Source organism: Rhizobium favelukesii (assembly GCF_000577275.2).
Classification (GTDB): Bacteria; Pseudomonadota; Alphaproteobacteria; order Rhizobiales; family Rhizobiaceae; genus Rhizobium; species Rhizobium favelukesii.
Genome location: NZ_HG916855.1, coordinates 295,577 through 313,581 on the forward strand (window position 1 = coordinate 295,577; position 18,005 = coordinate 313,581).

The following is an 18,005-nucleotide window of genomic DNA, read 5'->3' on the forward strand; positions in this document are numbered from 1 at the left end:
GCGCGGCCTATCACATTAAAGGGGTAGCTGCACCCCCGTTTACGGCGTGCAGCCGCAGTATGCGGAGCTGCAAGGCTCCGGGACGGTGGAGGCCTTGCTGCCGATCTTATCATTCCATCCTCTCACGGCTCCCGGATTGCGCTATCAAGCCCACGCAGTATCGGATAGAGGAAGTATGAGATCACCGTGCGGCGGCCGACCATGATCTCGGCGGAAACCGTCATGCCAGGAAGCAGTCGCACGGGCTCGTCGGAACCTTTCAGCCTTGTGTCTGCAAGCGGTATGCGTGCCTTGAAGTAGGGGGCGGCCGTTTGGTTCGCTGCCTCCTGCTGTGACGGGGTGAATGCATCGCGGCTGACCGTTCTCACTGTTCCAGACGCGGTGCCATATTTTTGGAACGGGTACGCATCGAACTTGATCCGCGTTTCCTTGCCCGTGGTAATGCGGCCGATGTCGCGCGTGTTGACCGAGACCTCGGCCTCCAGCGGTACATTGAGCGGAACCAGCGTCACGATGGGCTCCGCCTCTCGAACCACCGAGCCGACGGAGCGCTGCGCCAGGTCAAGGACGACCGCATCGGCTGGTGCGGTCAACACCACCATGTCGCGCCGAAGCTCCATCTTCTTCAGTTCCTCGGCGGCAGTGTCGCGCTGACTACGCAGCTCTACAAGCTGCTCCATGGCGGCGCGTCGGAAGTCCTCGATGAACGCCTGCCGGTCGGCCTTGAGCTTGGACAAGGTGTGTTCGGCTTCATCAGCCTTGCCCTGGACCGCCGTAAGGGTAGTTTCCACGTCAAGACGGGCATCACGCGATCCCAGAAGCGTAATCAGAGACCCGCTCTCGCGATCATACAGCCGTTCCCTGGCGCCCTCGATCTGTGACAGCGTTTTGCGTCGATCCGCAAGAACTGCCTCCTGGTTCCGGCTTGAAGCAATCGTCGCCGCCTGGGCGGCAATCTGCTGATCGTAGTTCTGCAACTGTGCCGCATAATAGGCGCGGCGCTGCCCGAACAATTGCATCTGAAGCAGTTCGTCGCGCGATAAGCCCGCCGTCTTGGTGTAGTCCGTGCCGGCAAGCTCGGCTTCCAGGCGTTTCACCTGGGCGTCAAGCGCTATGAATTTTGCCCGTTGCTGATCGACGTCAGACTGGCTGAACGTCGCATCAAGCGTGGCGAGCACCTGGCCTTTCTTGACGATCTCTCCGGCCGTGACATTGATCGTTCGAATGATCGACGTCTCGAGCGGTTGCACCACGATGGTCGGCATCGTCGTAATCAGCTTGCCGGGCGCGACAACGACCTCGTCGATCGACGAGACGGACGCCCAGACAATGATCGCGGTAATGAGCGCAGTGATGCCGTAGAGCGTCATGCGGGCGACCCTTGGAGGAGCCCGCTCTTCAAGCTCCACAGCATCGGACTGGAATTCCGCGATCGCGGCCGGCAACGAGCGCCTGAGTGCTGGTTGCGTGACTGGGGCCGTCGTCGGAACAGGCAGGTTCTCTCTTGGTTTTTCAGCGCGCGCGGTCATGCTACCTGCCTCATCTGCTGTGACCACAGGTGACGGTATGTCATGCAGCGCGTCACGAGTTGATCATGCCTGCCGATATCGGCGATCTTGCCGCGTTCGACGACCAGGATGGCGTCCGCATCGACAAGTGTGGAGAGGCGGTGCGAGACAATGACCACCGTTCGCCCAGCCGCGATCTGGCTGAGGTTCTGGCGGATGATCGTCTCGCTGTCGGGGTCAAGCGCGCTGGTGGCCTCATCGAGGATCAGAAGTTTCGGATCGGTGATCAGTGCCCGAGCGATAGCCAGGCGCTGCCTCTGCCCGCCGGATAGGTTCGAGGCGTTTTCCTCAAGCATGGTGTCGAAGCCGCGTGGAAGCCGCTCGATGAACTCTTCGGCGCCGGCGATACGCGCGACCTCCATGATCTCCTCGATGCTGGCGTCGGGCTTTGCTGCCGCGATGTTCTCGCGAACGGTGCCCCGGAAAAGGAAGTTGTCCTGCAGCACGACGCCGGTGCTCGTTCTCAGATGCACGAGGTCGATCTCCCGACTGTCATAACCATCCATTCGAATGATGCCCTGCTGGTTCTGATAAAGACCCTGGATGAGGCGAGTGATCGTGGTTTTGCCAGAACCGCTCTTGCCAACAACGCCAAATACGCAGCCGGCCGGAATGCTGAAGGAGACGTCGTCGAGCGCAGGGGCCCCATCCGGCCCATAGCGGAACGTTACCTTGTCGAATTCGATGTTGCCTCTAAGATGCGGGCGGATGCCGCGACCGCGGCCGGCTTGCTCCGGGCGCTGGTTCATGATCTCGCCGAGCATGCGTACCGAAAGCGCAACCTCCTGGTACTCGTGCACCATCGTCACGATCTGGACAAGCGGACCCGAGACCCGCCCAGCCAGCATGTTGAATGCGACCAGCGCGCCGATCGTCATGGCGCCGCTGAAGACGTCGAGCGCGCCAAGCCCGATAATGGCGACGCTCATCAGTTTCTCGAGAAGCCCGGTCATCGACTGAGCGACCGTGGAAATCTTCTCGACCCGGAAACGTACGGATATCGATTGCGCCGAGTAGTCGTCCCAGGCGCGGCGCTGACGCGGTTCGAGCGCCAGTGACTTGACGGTACGCATGCCGTGCACCGTTTCGACGAGCAGAGCCTGCCGGTCGCCTTCGGCCTTGTAGAGCGCCTGCAGGCGGCGCTGGAAGGGGCCGACAAGAAGCATGACGACGAGGCCGACGAGGGCAGCAAAACCCATGACGACGAGCGTGAGCTTCACGCTGTAGAGAAGCAGGATCGGAATGAAGACCAGCAAAGACACGCCGTCGAGAAGCGTCAGAAAGAGGCGCCCCGTCAGGAACTCGCGAATGCGGCCGGTCTGCTGCATATGCTTGACGAGAACGCCCGCCGATGCCTGTTCGAAGAGTGCAATCGGAAGATTGAGCAGATGTCCAAAGGTCCGCGTCGCGACCCTGATATCGATCCGGTTTGTCGCATAGAGCAGCAGATAGCGTCGCAGGAAGCTGAACGCGGCATCGAAAACAAGGGCAATGGCAATGCCGGCGGTGAGGACCGTCAGCGTTGCGTAGCTTTGATGGACCAGCACCTTGTCAATGACGAGCTGGAAGAAGATCGGGGTCGTCAGGCCAAGCCCGTAAAGGACGATGGCCGCAAGCGCAACGTCGCGGAAGAAGCTGCGCTGCTTGATGATTTCGGGAATGAACCAACGGAAGCCGAACGGCTGGTCGGCATCATGCAGACTGTAGTTCCGCTTTAGCATCACCACGGATCCACGCCAGGATCTGGTGAATTGCTCCTCGTTCAGAAGAATGAAATCGGGTCGCTCGGCCAAGGGGTCGAGGACCCTGACCTTTGCTTCTTCCTCACCCATCGCGGGTCCGGCAATGACGACCCAGTTGCTGTTTTCAAGCTGGGCCAGAACCGGGAAGGCCTCGCCCAACTGGAGTAGCGACGACCAGTTGAGGCTAATCTGCCGGGCGCGAAGACCGGCATCCTTGGCCATCCGCAGCAACTGCCGGACTTCCACCGGCCGCTCGTCGACAGCATAGTCGTGCTGCAGGCGTTCGGGTGACAGATCGACGCCGTGATGGCGCGCGACAAGTGCAAGGCAGTGTAGATTGGTGTGCAAAAACGTACTCATGGCCCACCCGAGCGTCTGCGTTGAAAACCAGATGAAGGTCAGTTGAAGTTCGGCGATGCGTTTGCCGACGCACCAGACGGCTGGATGATTTCAGCCTTCGGGCTTGATGGCAGATCGTTGATACGGCGCACGGCCCCGGCTTCCACAAGTCCGCCCAGTGCTTTCTGCATCAGGTCGACTGCGTTCGCAAAAGCGTCGACCGGCATGATGATGCGTTGGCGGAAGACAGGCTTCGGGTTGTTGCTCGCATCGCGCTCGGTGGCCGACAGCGACATCAGATCGATACGCACAATGGTGCCGGTGACGGTGATTTCGCCAATTCCGTCTGCATAGAGTTCATTGCTCATTGTCGTCTCCTCGTTTTGATGAGTGATCATGGATGGTGATGCTGCGCGTGTTTCCAGGCCGGGAACGGATCCGTGAGACTTCTGCCGAGATCGGGGTCAAAGCTTGCCTCTTCTCCGATCAGGCAGTCGTTAAGTGCGGTGCTGATTGCCTGCTGATCAAGGCCTGTGCCGATGAAAACGAGTTCCTGGCGGCGATCGCCCCAGACCGCATCCCAATAACGGTCGAGCAACTGGCGGAATTGCGGATAGCGTGGCCAATGTGCCTTGGACACGCTCGCCCACCAGAAGCCCTTGGTGTCCGTGCGCCGCTGTGTGCCGGCAATGGAAAGCAGTCCGATTTCGCTCGGCCGTGTTGCCAGCCAGAAGTGCCCCTTGGCGCGAATGAGGCCCGGCCAACGCTGCGCGAGGAAGCGATCGAGCGCTGCGGGGTCGAAGGGGCGGCGCGCGCGATAGACGAAGCTCGAAATGCCGTACTCTTCGGTTTCTGGGACATGATCGCCCCAGCCGTAGAGCTCCTTGTGCCAATACGGATGACGGGCCGACTTGGCTTCGCTGAAAAGACCGGTATCCAGAATGGTGGAAAGCGGCAGATCGCCGAAGTCCGTTTCGATGACGCGGGCATCGGGATTGAGCGCGGCAACGATCTGGCGCACCATCGCGCGTGTTTCGGAACTGACATCCGAGATCTTGTTGATGACGACGACATCGGCGAATTCGATCTGCTCCACCAGGAGATCGACGAGTGTCCGTTCGTCATCGGCGTCGCGGGTCTCCCCGCGATCACTCAGGAAATCTGCGCTTGAGTAGTCTGCAAGCAGGTTCGCTGCGTCGACGACGGAAACCATCGTATCCAGCCGCGCAACGTCGCAGAGCGCACTGCCATTTTCGTCGCGAAAGGAGAATGTGGCGGCGATCGGCAAAGGTTCGGCGATGCCGGTGCCCTCGATCAGCAGGTAGTCGAAGCGATCGTCGCCAGCAAGCCGATGCACTTCGCTCAAGAGATCGTCGCGCAGTGTGCAACAGATGCACCCATTGGTCAGTTCGACCAGCGTTTCATTGGTGCGTGACAGATTGGCGCCACCATCACGAACGAGCTCGGCATCGATATTGATCTCGCTCATGTCGTTGACGATCACGGCGACCCGGCGTCCTTCCCGGTTACGCAAAACATGGTTGAGGATGGTTGTCTTTCCCGCGCCGAGGAAACCCGCCAAAATCGTTACTGGGAGGCGCGTGTCGCCACCTGTCATTGATACTCCCCCACTCGCCATTACGCTGCGAGCTGCTGCTTGAATGCCACGTCCACATAGTAATTGGTGCTGTTGTATGTGCTTGTCGGAAACAGCCCGCTGGAGCCGTATCCATAGACGCCGTTGCCACCACTGAGCGCCGACGACATGGCCTGCAGATTGCCGTTTGTCGTGCTGTCACTGAAGAAGTTGCCCGTTGCCGAATAATTGCCGTTCGTGCTGTAGGAGACGACGTATGTCGTGCCGGCATCGATTGCGACCTGTTGCGAGAGATTGACGGACTGCCAACCGCTTGCGCTCTCATTGGTGAAGGTCGCACTCGCAAGCAATGTGCCGCTTGCCGTCCAGAGATAGCCCGTGTGGGCTCCGGTATTTTCCTCACTCTTGTAGAAACGAATGCCGGTGATCCAGCCTGCTGCATCCGACTGGAACTTCATGCCGAGATTGACCGGGCTGTTGTCATTGACCGAGATGATCGCAGGCGTCGTACCGGCGGCAAAGACGTTCTGCTCGCTGCCCTGGTTAGAAATGGCGAGGGATGCCTGCGCCGTGGCCGTTGCGCCCTTCGCGTCGGTGATTGTGTAGGAGAAGCTTGCAGACCCGGTGTAGCCCGTCGACGGTGTAAATGTGATCATGCTCGACTGGCTGTCGAAGGACACCGTTCCGTTCACTGCATTGCCGACGCCGGTAACGGAAATTGCGTCGCCGTCGGGATCGCTGTCATTGGCGAGTAAGGCTGAGGCAAGGATCGTCAACGGCGTATTCGCTGCGCCGGAAATCCCTGTGTCGTTCGCAGCCAGAGGCGCTGCGTTTTGAGTTGCCGTTTGATAAAGTACGTCCACCCAGTAGTTTGTTGCGTTGTAGGTCGCAGTCGGGAACAGGCTGCCTGTACCGTAGGCATAGACACCGTTGCCGCTTGACGGCGCCGTCAGGGCGCCATTGGAATGGCTGCTGGCGAAATAGTTTGGCGTCGCAGCATAGAAGCCGTTCGAGTGATAGCTCGCCACATAGGTCACGCCTGCCGAGATGCTGACAGGCTGCGAGAAGGTTACCGACTGCCAGCCGCTTGCTGTTTCGTTCGTGAATGTTGCCGACGCCAGAAGGACCCCCGTGCTGCTCCACAGCGAACCGACATGCGTGCCTGTATCCTGCGCGCTCTTATAGTAGCGCAGGCCGGCGATCTCGCCTCGTTCGGAGGCAACGAACTTGACGCCGAGCTCGACGGATCCTGGATCGTTTTCCGCGAGATTGGTCGGTGTGTCGTTCGACGAAAACAGACCGGTGCCCGTTGGCTGCGGACCAACCGTCAAGCTGACCGTTGCGGAGGCAGTTCCACCCCGGCCATCAGCAATAGTGTAGGAGAAGTTTGCTGCTCCGACGTAGCCTGCCGTCGGAGTGAACATAATCGTATTCGTGATGCTGTCGAAGGTGACCGTGCCGTTTGCCCCATTCGCAACGCCCGTAATCGACAGTGGATCGCCGTCCGGGTCATTGTCGTTTGCTAGAAGAGCTGCCGAGGCGATTGACAATGCCGTATTTGCGTATGTGTTGAAGCCGTTGTCATTAGCTGCAACGGGCACTGAATTCACCGTCGATTGGTTGAATACGACATCGACCCAGTAATTGGATGCCTGATAGCTAGACGTTGGGAAAGTCGTGCCAGTTCCATAGGAATAGACACCGTTCCCGCCGCTTGCCGTCGCCGAAAGGCCAGTCAGAGCACCATTGGTATGCGCAGAGTTGAAGTAGCCCGCTGTCGCAACGTAGGTCCCGGTCGCGTGGTAGGACGCCACATATGTCACCCCGGCCTGGATTTGGAGCGGATTGGAGAACTGCGCAGTCTGCCAGCCGCTTAAAGACTCATTTGTGAACGTTACCGTGCTCAGCAGCGTGCCATCGGCGCTCCAGATGGAGCCAGTATGAGTGCCGGTAGAGCCGGCCGCCTTGTAGAATCGAATTCCGGTGAGCGAACCGCTGCTCGATGCCGTAAACTTCATGCCCAACTCGATGGCGGAATTGTCGCTAAAGGCTTGCCCGGTTGGCCCTTCGTTTGGTTGAAACAGCGAGACACCGGCCGCAATCTCCTCCACAGAGACGGTTACGCTTCCCTGGTCCGTTCCTCCCCGCCCATCGGAAAGCGTGTAGCTGAAGCTGGCCGGACCGGTGTAGTTCGCGTTCGGTGTGAAGATGACGTTGCCAGTTTGAGTATCCAGAGCAACCGTTCCGTTGACTGCGTTGCCGACGCCAATGATCGTCAGGGCATCGCCGTTCGCATCGGTATCGTTTGCTACAAGAGAGGCAAATGACAATGTCAAACTGCCGTTGCGCGAGATGGTGAAGCCGCCATCGCCGGTTGCAACGGGTGAAGTGTTTGGACCGGCGTCGAACACGACGTCAACCCAGTAGTTGGATCCGCCAGCGTTATTGCCCGGAAAAGTGCTGGTTGCGCCATATGCATAGGCGCTGCCGCCATCGACTGCCTTCAGTACGCCGCTGCTGTAGGTCGAGGTGAAGTAGTTCTCGGTGACAGAGTAATAACCATTGCTATGATAGGAGGCGACATAGGTCGTTCCGGCCGAAATATGAATCGGCGAGGAGAACATGACTGTTTGCCAGCCGGAAAGAGATTCGCCCGTTGATACACCGGTTGCAAGCAGCGTACCATTTGCGTCCCACAGACTGACCGTATGCTCACCGACGTTGTAGAAGCCCTTGTAGAAACGGATCCCCTCAATGTAGCCGCCCGTGGTGGACTGGAAGCGGAGCCCGAGTTCGACACCGTCGCGGTCGATCGCAGTCTCGAGCACAGGTTTGGATGCCAGCGTCCAAAGACCCGTTGTGTCGGGCAAGGTTACGGCAACCTGCTTTCCGGAGGATGGCGTCTCCAGGTTGACACTGTCATCCACAGCACGTGACATGATCGTGTAGGTACCGCTCGCCTGGACGACCCAGTTGTAGCTCCAGTTTTCGCGGCCAGTTGCCTTGAACCAATGCGTCCCACCGTCGGTCGAAACCTCGATGCCGGCGATGATGCCCCCGCCGAAGTCCTGGGCGGTGCCAGTGATCGTGACATGCTGGCCTTCGACGAAGCTCGCACCAATGATTGGCGACGTGATCGTCGATGTTGGCTTGACGCTGTCGGTTGATTGCGTGGCGAGGATAAGGCTGGCGTCCAGCGTGGTTGGCTGGATTCCCATATCTGCAAACATGTTGACCATGGCTTGCTGGACATTAGGGTCGGTTGGCGTGGACGTACCCTGGTGTTGGTCGTTTAGTCCCCATGACCAGAAGACGGTGCCGGCGCCGAATACCAAGGCTCCGCTTTCGGCCCTGTACATTGTCAGGCTGTGGTTTGCGACAGCATCGCCAATGCTGGTGCCATAGTCACGAAGATAAGTGCTTACCGCCACCGAAGAGAGTGACAGGTTGATCAGGCCGTCCGGTCTGAACCCGTTTTCGACGTCGGAATCCCATTCGTAGCCAAGCAGGTTCTGAACGAGATTATAGGTTTCGCCAGGCTGAAGGTTGGCAACGTCCGTGTTGCGCCAGAAGCGAAGATTTGAATAGTCGAACGGTATGGAAATGGTGTCGGTGCGGTAGCTGTCGACCGTGAACATGGTACCGGTCAATGCGTTCTCCGGCTGCTGTCCGGGATCGGCATAGCGTGGATCCCGCCATGTGCCGGTGCCGATGTCACTCGGATCGCTGCTCGTTCCCCAGGTCTCCTTGTAGCACACCATCGTGCGATAGGCTTGACCGTTGCCGTCGATGCTGCTTTCCCAACGCACCTTCCAATAGCATTCGTTGCCGCTCCAGAAGGCGAGATTGACGCCGCTGTCACGTGCAGCCTCGACATTGGCACGCTGCTCGGCAGACCAGTACTCGTCGTGTCCGACCGACAGATATGCTTGATGGTTGAGGAGCAGATTGCCATTTCGGGCCGCATCGACGCCGGAGACGTAGGATACGTCGTAGCCGTTCTGCTCAAGCCACTGGATAGCAGAATGTTCGGCGCCGAAAATGTAATCCCACGTTCCGCCAGTCGGGCTTGTGTTCGTGATAATCGGACGGTTGTAGCTGATGGCAGATGCACGACCGATTGCCGTCAGGCCGCAACTGCAATTGGGCGGCAGGTAGCCGATCATATCTGCTGGATCGACCGGAACCTCCCCGTAGTAGAGGCTTGCCCCACCCCATGCATTGTAGGCCTGCCAGGTCGTATCAGAGGTCTGGAAGACGATGTCACTGGTTGAGGCGTCGTCACGCACGACGAATGGAATGATGCTTGCGTCTTCCGTGCCGTCCTCGCGGACCAGCTTGGCGATATAGACGCCCGATACGGCGTCTGCCGGAATCTCCCAGCTCGCCGAGACCGACCAGTTTCCACAGTCGATCAGGCCGAGCGACATATCGACGATGGGGTGCGGCTGTATCTGCGCCGTCGTCAGTGACTTATCGATCGAGGCAACCTTGCGTGCACCATCGCCGCCGTAATAGCCCAGACGATAGATGTCGATGCGGTAGTGGGTCGAGTCAGTCGCGATCTTGAAGTCGACTGTCTGGCCAATGTTGGTGCTGATTTCCGTTGCAAAGCCCTGAATCGTGCCGCCGCCGTCGCCGTCGAGGCCCCACTCGCTGATCGGATCGCCCGGTTTCTCGTTTTCTTTGGCGATCTTGTTGACGGGGGCGGCGACGGCCGCCGTTGTTACAAGCGCCAGCGGAGCCGTCGTCGCTGTGGCCGTGGCCGTCGTCGTCGAAGCAGATGAAGTGTCCTCACTTGTCGCGTCAACACGTGTCGCGTCAACACTTGCAGCCGAGGAGAACTTCATGATCGGAGCACTCGACGTATCACTCACGCCCGAGACCAACGAGGCAGTGGGAGCGTCCGACAAAGCAGGGTCCAGAGACGTTGTGGCGATGGCGGTGGCGGGGTCGGGTGGCAGGACGGTGCGTGGCTTTGCTGCCGGCTGGGAACCATCCGTCGAGCTCGCTGTTGGCGTTGTTGCGGCATCCAATGCGAAGATGGCACTGCTGTCGACCGGAGAAACGGTATTTGCTGCCGGCGGCGTTTGCTGCGCGGCCGCCCCATTCAGGAGGGGAAATGCCGCAGCCGGAGATCCCGTCAGCGAGGCGTTCACCGATCCCACTGCACCCAAGTCAGCAATCGGCCGGTCGCCGCCAGTCGACGAAACCATCGTTGCGTTCACGAGGAGAGCACTGCCCGCAGTCGCTGCGCTGTAAACACTCGAGGTGCCACCGTAGGCGCTCAAAAAATCGCGGTTTTTGATGCTGATCCTCAACATTCCAAACGCCCCCAATCGCAATGCGACACATGTCCACGGGCACTATCCTGTCACGTTTGTGGCGAGAGAGAACGACAGTAATCCGCAGTATCCGGCACCGCAGGGCATACCCCGATAGGCTTATTGGTGCGTGTATAAGGCGATGGGGCCTACCGGATGTCGGCGGCCAACCGTGGCCAGAAGAGGATTGGTATCGTTTTGAAATCCGTTCCTTTTCACGGGCCGCTTATCTCCCGGCCTACCGATCGCGCCGCACGCCGTCGCGAGCATCAGGGGTGAGTGGATCTACCTTAACGAGAGATTTGATTGGGGACAGTTTCAACGACAAGGTCGATCAGGAGGCCTCATCGGGGTGGCGACGGTCGGGCAGCGTTGCGGCTTTTGCGTCATGAACCGCGAACGGCCGCTCGAACATCTTGCACCACCTGCGCACACACCCAAACCGCCGAGGAAGAGTTCCCGGTGCGAGCGAAAAGCTCATTCCATACGCCATAAAGTTGACCTCGAAATACCTCTTTCGGCATCAACTCACGATGCTTTGATAAATTCCCAGACATGAATAGTCATATTAAATTGCGTCGGGGCTGGGGGTTGAGAGTCCCAGGGAGGAATAAAGCAATGGGTATCGCCAGCATTGCAAGACGAATTAAACAAAAAAATCTCGCTTATATACTAGGACGCTTCAGAACCGTTCGCGTCGCATACAGCTCAGGTCGAGGCGCAGTCGAATTTCTCAGGCCCCCGCGCAAAAGCATGGGCAAGTGGCTGATGCCGACCCTCTTTGGCGATGCAAAGATTGCCGATATTGTTCAAACCATCCGAGATGAAGCCGTCTTCGTTGGCTTGAACCTGCCCGGTCATATCGTGGACGAGATCAAGACCTTCGCGCTCTCTGAGCCTTTGCACGCGATCTATGATCCGAAAGGACCGACCTTTCGCTATTCTGATGTCTCAGGCGGGGTAGCTGCTGACGGAAGACCTATGCCGATTGGAGGCGTATCAGACCCTGCGCGATGCCCTGCAGTGCAGAAGGTCATCAATGATCCAGTGTTGCGTTCAATCGTTCGCAAGTATCTCGGTCACGAGCCCAGAAAGATCACGACGATTCTGGATTGGAGCTTTGCCTCATCGATGAGCGACGAGGAACGACGCCGCTTGAAACATGGCGTCATCGACTATCACTACGACGTCGAGGGCTATAATTTCGTTTATGCGAGTTTCTACATCACCGACACGGACCGCTATTCGGGAGCGCACGTGATGATGAAACGCTCGCACAAGCGCAAGCCGTTGCGAATGCTGCTCGGGTCGGCGCGTGCAAGCCAGGAGGCGGTCTACAGACAATACGGTCAGGAGAATGAAATCACCATCGAGGGGCCTGCCGGCACGGGCTTCGTTCAGGACACCTCCTGCTTCCACAGGGCATCTCCTCCCACCCTTGGCGATCGGCTGATGCTGGCAATCCGCTTCATCAACTGATCATCATCTGGTTGTGCCATGGCCAGTCGCTTAATGAGCAGGTGCATTCGATCGCAACACCTGCTCAATGCGACAGCGCGCTGTTTGCCGCCAAGCGCTGAAATGGTCCTGACGATCGACGACCAGCCATTGGTCACGGGTCTTGCAGGCTGTCGATCAATGGCGCGAACCGTCCATCAACAAATTTGCCAACAGCCTCGTGATCGACAATGTTGAATCCGACCCAGCCTCAATGGGGGTCCCTGGACTTTTCAGATCCCGAGTCATGCAGAACCGATAGGGGGCATGCTGTGACGCGAGAGGTCGCTGCCAAAGACGCGAATTCCCCCGTGAGATCGTCGCGGCGGCCGCTGCGATAGACGGTGATCTCTGTGGCGAGGACAAACGCGGGCGCAAGCCGCCGCGTTTTCACAATGTCGCTCTGACGCCACCCTTTTCGACCGTTTTTGCACAAGCCTGCTTCATGTCGCAATCAGCGGCGTCACCGATTCGACACTGCAAGCGCGTGCAAATGCGGGCTCTCGTGAAGCTGACCCTAGCAGCGTCTGTCTTGAAAGTTTCATATATCGCTGTCGACCGGGATGCTTGCACGCTCTTGCAGCAACGTGCAAAATTCATCGAAACCGGAGATCCAACTGCGTGTCCGAAAAGCTGTTTGCTAGCGCCCAGGAGGTCGCCGAGAGGGCGGGTGTGTCGCGATCGGCGGTATCGCGGACGTTCACGCCGGGTGCAAGCGTATCGACGGAGACCCGGCGCAAGGTGCTCGAGGCCGCCGAAGCGCTCGGCTATCACGTCAATGAGCTCGCCCGCGGTCTGATGCGCAATGAGAGCGGCATTGTTTGTCTCATCGTGTCGGACGTGGCAACACCCTATCGTTCTGCTTTGCTGCGCGAACTGACACTATTGCTTCAGAACGCCGGCAAGGTCGCCATGCTGATCAATACGGATCGCTCGGACGGCAGCGTTGATCGTGCCCTTCGCCAGGCGATCCGCTATCGCGCGGATGCCTCGATCATGCTCTCGGGAATGCCGGACAAATCCATTGCGCAACTCTGTCTGCGCAGCGGACAGCGGCTTGTCCTCATCAACCGCGATGACGAACAGCCCGGTCCTTTGCGGATTAATCTCGACGATGACGAGGCGGCCGGACGTGTGGTTACGGCTTTCGTCAGGGCCGGATGCCGAAAGCTCGCCTTCGCCAACTCGGAAGCTGGAACACCAAGCCTGATGGCTCGAGAACAGGGATTTGTCGCGGCAGCGAATGCGCTCGGAATCAAGGTTTCCGTCGAACGCCATGGCTGGACGGGTTATGAAGCAGGGAAAGTCCTGGCGCAGCGAATGTTGACGCGCACCGAGCGCCCGGACGCGGTCTTTTGCGCAACCGACCTCCTGGCTTGCGGATTCATGGACGCCGCCCGCCACCAGTTTTCGATATCGGTGCCGGACCAGCTATGCATTGCCGGCTTCGACGATATCGACCAGGCCTCATGGTCGTCCTACGACCTGACGACCTTCGCGCAGCCGGTTTCAGCGATAGCTTCCAAGGCAGTGGAGTGGCTTTCGCAACCGCAATCGGAAAACGGCGACACCATTTCCGAGCAGTCGATCAGACTCCGTGCCGAGCTGGTTTGGCGGGGCTCGATTCGGGGCGGCTAGTGGTTATCATCTAGGGGACCTAGATCGCCAGCAGCGCAGCGAGAGCTCGCGGCCCGCAGTATGCCATTGCGATATGACGAATATTTCTCTGGACCTGTTACGACTGGGCAGCATGCGCGGCAGCGCCTTGCGCCAAGAGTGTGCGTGGCGAAGAAGCACTACGCAAACATATTGGGACCGATCTCCTCGCTAACCTCAATGATTACATCCGCCGGGACATTGTTCCTCCGGGCCGCGGCGAGAATGGCTTCCGTATTGGGCGCCTCGTAAAGGCAGTAAGTCTTTTTCCTGTCCGCGCTGAGGAAGGAAAAAATCCACTTCACTCCTTCCTGATCGTTGATCAGGTTGATTTGCTCGACCCCGTCTTTCGATAAATCGAGTTGCTCTGCAAAGTTTCTTTCAATGATGTAGCGTGGCATGACGAGACCTTCTTCCCACCAAAAGCAGCGAACTGCTGGTCCTAATGAATCGTTGGCTTCAGTCGCTGTTGCAGCCGCACCATTCCCAGTTCGGCCGCAGTTGACCGGGCATGCTCGGATAGCGACATTGCTCTCTTTATCGCGGCCCGGCTACCTATTTTCATCAGCAAGTCCGCATAATCTGCCTGTGTGTGTGCGAGCCACGGCCGCGAGCCGATTGCCGAGTTCATCTCGAGCGCGTGCTCAAAGTGCTCCGACGCTCTGTCGAATTCACCCAACGCGGCTGCCAACACTCCCAGATAGCGGCTTGCCGCGCCGAAGCAAACGGTCGCCATACCTATCGTGACGGTCATCTCCTTGTAGTCGAGCATAAGCTTATAGAGGGTCTGGGCAGCATCCGCGTCGCCGAGACCGGCGGCGACTTCCGTCAGGAACGAGAGGGACGCACTTCGCTTTCCGTCAAGCGGAAGGGCGAAGCCCGTGCGGGCAAGCTCGCTCAACCTCCGCTGGGCCGCTTCCCGATACCCGAGGTCAAAGGCAACCAAGGCAAAACCCGGTAGCCAGATGGTTTCCTCCGGGTTTTCCTCGATCAACAGTTTCATGACCGGTGCGACCTCCGAGAGGCGGCTCTGCTCCCGTCGGATCGCGAACATCTGCATGCCGTAAACGCCCTCGGGCGCCGCGCCAAGGTTCCGCATCCCCAGCTTCAGCGCTTCTTCAGCGAACTCTTCCGCGGCGGTGAACCTTCCATCGAGGATGGCCATCATCGCTCTTGCGATGCGAGCGTAGAACTGGACGTTGAGATGCTGCCGCTTGGTACCAAGTTCTTCCAGCGCGTCAACCGCCCGATCGGCTCGTGCGCGGTCGCCGAGCTCCGTGGAGACGTAGGCGTCAATTGAAAGCGCTCGGCTTTGCACATCGTCGTCGTCGATCTCACCCGCGAGGCGTCTTATTTCATCTAGGCGAACGATCCGATCGTTTCTCTCCATGACGGATTTGACCGGTGCCGGTGTCAGGAATGGCAGAGTGGAGAGCTCCACAAGCGCAGTTTTATCGCCAACCCGTCGGGCCAGTTCGATTCCTTCACCGTGGCATTTTGCGGCGTTCTTGCTGTCGCTCAGGTAGGTGTATGCCCGCGCAAGGCGGCTGAGAAGCTGGCATCGCGACCTCTTATCCGCTGGTTCAACCATCGCCAGGGCTTCCTCGAGAAGCGGCAACGTTTCGGCAAGCGAATTCGAGGAGAGGAATTTGGAGCCGTCAAGACCGATCACCGCGCGAACAAAGGCTTGCGTGTCGGTCGCTTCGCGTGCCAATGGGGCAGCCAGCCTGTATTTCGCCAGCGAATCCGTCATGCGGCCCGCAGCGAAGAGGGCGTCGCCGAGTTTTAGGATCGCGGCGAGCAGGTCCGTTTGCCGGTCAGGTCCTTTGGGCAACTGCTCTGCGATCGCCAGGGCGTTCTGGAAATGGTCGACCGCCTCATAGTTGGCTGATCGTGCAAGGGCGCGTTCTCCGGCCTTCATCCAGTAGGGAAGCGCGAGCTCAATCCGTTGCGCTTTCTCGTAGTGCTGGGCAATGAGCTCGGGCTGCGTGGCAGCGACGTCGGCATACTGGTCGATGAGAACCCTGGCGATCTCCTCGTGGAAATGTCGACGGCGCCGGTTGAGGAGCGATTGGTAGGCCGCATCCTGAATGAGCGCATGGCGAAAAACGAGAGCATCATGCAAAACGCCGCCTTCGACGACGATCTGGCTGGACTCGAGCTGGTTCAGTGCTTCCTCGAGCGTTCGCTCGTCGAGGCCTGCGATCTTCGAAAGAAGGCCGCGATCGAATTCCCTGCCTATTACGGCGGCAATTTGCGCGACCTTCTTGGCCGTCGTCGCCAAACGATCGAGACGTGTCATCAGGGAGCCCTGCAGACTGTCCGGGATCTCTAAGTTGAGCGACGTCGACTTTCCGCTCTCCACGATCGACCGGGTCAACTCCTCGACGAACAGCGGCACTCCGTCCGTTCGCTCCGCAATCCGTTCGGCAAGCTGTTCGGGAATGTCGGAGACCATCGATTCGATCAGCTCGCGCATCTGCTGCCGGGTCAGGCGCCCAATGGAGAGGGTCGTCGCCTGCGCCAGTCCGCTTGCCCAGTCCGCGCTCCATTCCGGTCGATGGGTCACAACGACAAGGGCGGCTGTGCCGTGAAGCCGGCTGACGACTTCTCTCAGAACTTCGCTGGTGGACGGGTCCATCCAGTGCGCGTCTTCGACGACCATGAGCACCGGTGCGATCCTGGCCGCAAGCAGCAAACGGTTCGCCAATGTGCGGACGAGAAGTTCCTTGCGCTGGTGGGCGGGGAGATCCGGCGGCCTGAACTCGTCGCCGACGTCGAGCGAAAGCAGCTCGGCATAGATCGCGCCAACCTCGGAGGGACTTTCGCCGTAGAGGCGAACAAGGGTGCAAAACTTTTCGACGCGCGTGTTCCGGTCATCTGTCGGGGCAAACGATGCGACCCGGCTTAGTCGCTCGACGATCGGGTAAAAGGCCGAGGTAGCGTGATAGGGTGAACATTGCAATCGGATGAGTTCATGCTGTGTCTCTTGCAGATGCTCTTCGAAAGCCTCGATTAGGCGAGATTTCCCGATGCCAGCCTCCCCCGACAGGAAGACCGCCTGGCCTTGGCCGGCCTTCGCCAACTCCCACCGTTCGAGCAGCAGCCCGATCTCACTAACGCGGCCGACAAATTTCGAAAGCCCGGTGGCATGCGAGGCTTCGAAACGGCTATCCACCTCTCGCTCACCGCGGACTTCGAACAGCGCAATGGGCGAGGTGAAGCCTCTGAGCTCCTGCTCGCCGAGGCTCTGGATTTCGAACGATTGCCCAGCGAGGCGGCGGGTGCTGTCGGAGACCACGATCTGGCCTGGGGCGGCCGCGGCCTGCAGGCGTGCTGCCAGGTTGGGAGTGTCTCCCGCGATCGATGCACGCTCCTTCGCGCTACCGTCGGTGTTGCCAACGACCACGTGCCCTGATGCGATGCCAATGCGCGCCTTCAATTGCTGCGTGTTGGGCGACTGCAGGGCGTCGACGGCGGCCATCGCCTCGAGGCCGGCCCGGATTGAACGCTCGGCATGGTCCTCGTATGCCATGGGCCATCCGAAATAGGCAAGCACGCCATCTCCGAGATACTTGGCGACGTAGCCTCCGAACCGCGTGACTGCGCCGGCGACGCTATCCTGATAACGGCGGGTCAACTCGTGCATGTCTTCCGGGTCGAGCTGCGCCGACAGCGCGGTCGACCCGACCAGGTCGCAGAAGAGCACGCTGAGCAGTCGCCGGTCAGCCGCAGTTTCGGACGCGGCCTCGGTAGCGGCTGAAGCAGCAGGCTGTTCGTCCGGACGTTGCTGCGCAAGTCCGTTTATAGCAGCTAGAATAATCTTCCGGTGCCCAAGCGAGACGCCGAGCTCCCGGAGGTCGGATTCCGCGATATGAGGGAGCGCTCGCAGATCAACGTCATTCTCGACGAAGGCCTCGGCGTACTTGCCAAGACCGAGTTGACTTAGCCAATCCTCAATCGTCTGCATCGACGTCCATTCCGCTCCACCGTTCTTAAAAAAATACCACGAGCGTCGCCGTCGTGCCACGCTGTGGCGCAGGGGCTGTTCGCACCCGGAGGGGATCGAGGAAATCAAAGTATCCCGTCGGGACGCCCTTGGGCATCAGGTTTGCTCATGACCGAATTTGCGAAGCTCATTTTCCTTCGCCGCTCAGGCGCGGCATCTTCAAGGCTAGCTATGACTGGGAGGATTATAGACTATCCGCATCTTTTAGCGCATTCTTTGAGCTCGAAAATCGACCGCTGTGGGGAGCGAAGTCAGTCGTCAGTGCATCGTTCT

Annotated in this window: 10 protein-coding genes; 3 read left to right on the top strand and 7 right to left on the bottom strand. The window is 59.2% G+C overall.

Annotated features, from left to right (window positions below):
• Window positions 1-122: 122 nt before the first annotated feature.
• Genes LPU83_RS64935 through LPU83_RS64955 form a run of 5 tightly spaced genes read right to left on the bottom strand, consistent with a single transcriptional unit; the run spans window position 123 to window position 10,096 of the window.
• Entirely contained in the window at window positions 123-1,529 is a 1,407-nt protein-coding gene (locus tag LPU83_RS64935; protein WP_024317944.1) for an HlyD family type I secretion periplasmic adaptor subunit, read from the bottom strand.
• On the bottom strand, window positions 1,526-3,670 hold the full coding sequence (locus tag LPU83_RS64940) for a peptidase domain-containing ABC transporter (protein WP_024317945.1): 2,145 nt from the start codon (window positions 3,668-3,670) through the stop codon (window positions 1,526-1,528). The genes LPU83_RS64935 and LPU83_RS64940 overlap by 4 nt, the downstream gene beginning before the upstream one ends.
• Window positions 3,671-3,708: 38 nt before the next feature.
• On the bottom strand, window positions 3,709-4,017 hold the full coding sequence (locus LPU83_RS64945) for a hypothetical protein (RefSeq protein ID WP_024317946.1): 309 nt from the start codon (window positions 4,015-4,017) through the stop codon (window positions 3,709-3,711).
• Window positions 4,018-4,043: 26 nt separating this feature from the next.
• The gene (locus tag LPU83_RS64950) at window positions 4,044-5,267 is read right to left on the bottom strand and encodes a GTP-binding protein (protein WP_024317947.1); all 1,224 of its coding nucleotides are present in this window, start codon (window positions 5,265-5,267) and stop codon (window positions 4,044-4,046) included.
• A 20-nt stretch (window positions 5,268-5,287) separates the two neighbouring features.
• Window positions 5,288-10,096, bottom strand: coding sequence for a DUF4082 domain-containing protein (locus LPU83_RS64955; RefSeq protein ID WP_231052120.1), 4,809 nt, complete (start codon window positions 10,094-10,096; stop codon window positions 5,288-5,290).
• Here LPU83_RS64955 and LPU83_RS74660 point away from each other — a divergent pair.
• The 3 genes from LPU83_RS74660 (at window position 10,095) to LPU83_RS64965 (ending at window position 13,705) form a co-directional block, all read left to right on the top strand.
• On the top strand, window positions 10,095-10,508 hold the full coding sequence (locus LPU83_RS74660) for a hypothetical protein (protein ID WP_231052121.1): 414 nt from the start codon (window positions 10,095-10,097) through the stop codon (window positions 10,506-10,508). The genes LPU83_RS64955 and LPU83_RS74660 overlap by 2 nt on opposite strands.
• An 830-nt stretch (window positions 10,509-11,338) precedes the next feature.
• Window positions 11,339-12,049, top strand: coding sequence for a phytanoyl-CoA dioxygenase family protein (locus tag LPU83_RS64960; RefSeq protein ID WP_231052122.1), 711 nt, complete (start codon window positions 11,339-11,341; stop codon window positions 12,047-12,049).
• 639 nt (window positions 12,050-12,688) lie between these two features.
• A complete protein-coding gene (locus LPU83_RS64965) occupies window positions 12,689-13,705 on the top strand; it encodes a LacI family DNA-binding transcriptional regulator (protein ID WP_024317950.1) in 1,017 nt (338 codons plus the stop codon).
• A gap of 158 nt (window positions 13,706-13,863) precedes the next feature.
• Here LPU83_RS64965 and LPU83_RS64970 read toward each other — a convergent pair whose 3' ends face one another.
• The gene (locus tag LPU83_RS64970) at window positions 13,864-14,124 is read right to left on the bottom strand and encodes a DUF4242 domain-containing protein (RefSeq protein ID WP_024317951.1); all 261 of its coding nucleotides are present in this window, start codon (window positions 14,122-14,124) and stop codon (window positions 13,864-13,866) included.
• Between the two features lie 41 nt (window positions 14,125-14,165).
• Window positions 14,166-17,693: an adenylate/guanylate cyclase domain-containing protein gene (locus LPU83_RS64975; RefSeq protein WP_040680872.1), complete on the bottom strand. Its 3,528-nt coding sequence runs from the start codon at window positions 17,691-17,693 to the stop codon at window positions 14,166-14,168.
• Between the last annotated feature and the right edge of the window lie 312 nt (window positions 17,694-18,005).

Coding starts and splice junctions, on each gene's coding strand:
- LPU83_RS64935 (WP_024317944.1), bottom strand. CDS start 1,529: ATGACCGCGCGCGCTGAAAAACCAAGAGAGAACCTGCCTGTTCCGACG.
- LPU83_RS64940 (WP_024317945.1), bottom strand. CDS start 3,670: ATGAGTACGTTTTTGCACACCAATCTACACTGCCTTGCACTTGTCGCG.
- LPU83_RS64945 (WP_024317946.1), bottom strand. CDS start 4,017: ATGAGCAATGAACTCTATGCAGACGGAATTGGCGAAATCACCGTCACC.
- LPU83_RS64950 (WP_024317947.1), bottom strand. CDS start 5,267: ATGACAGGTGGCGACACGCGCCTCCCAGTAACGATTTTGGCGGGTTTC.
- LPU83_RS74660 (WP_231052121.1), top strand. CDS start 10,095: ATGATCGGAGCACTCGACGTATCACTCACGCCCGAGACCAACGAGGCA.
- LPU83_RS64955 (WP_231052120.1), bottom strand. CDS start 10,096: ATGAAGTTCTCCTCGGCTGCAAGTGTTGACGCGACACGTGTTGACGCG.
- LPU83_RS64960 (WP_231052122.1), top strand. CDS start 11,339: ATGCCGACCCTCTTTGGCGATGCAAAGATTGCCGATATTGTTCAAACC.
- LPU83_RS64970 (WP_024317951.1), bottom strand. CDS start 14,124: ATGCCACGCTACATCATTGAAAGAAACTTTGCAGAGCAACTCGATTTA.
- LPU83_RS64975 (WP_040680872.1), bottom strand. CDS start 17,693: ATGCAGACGATTGAGGATTGGCTAAGTCAACTCGGTCTTGGCAAGTAC.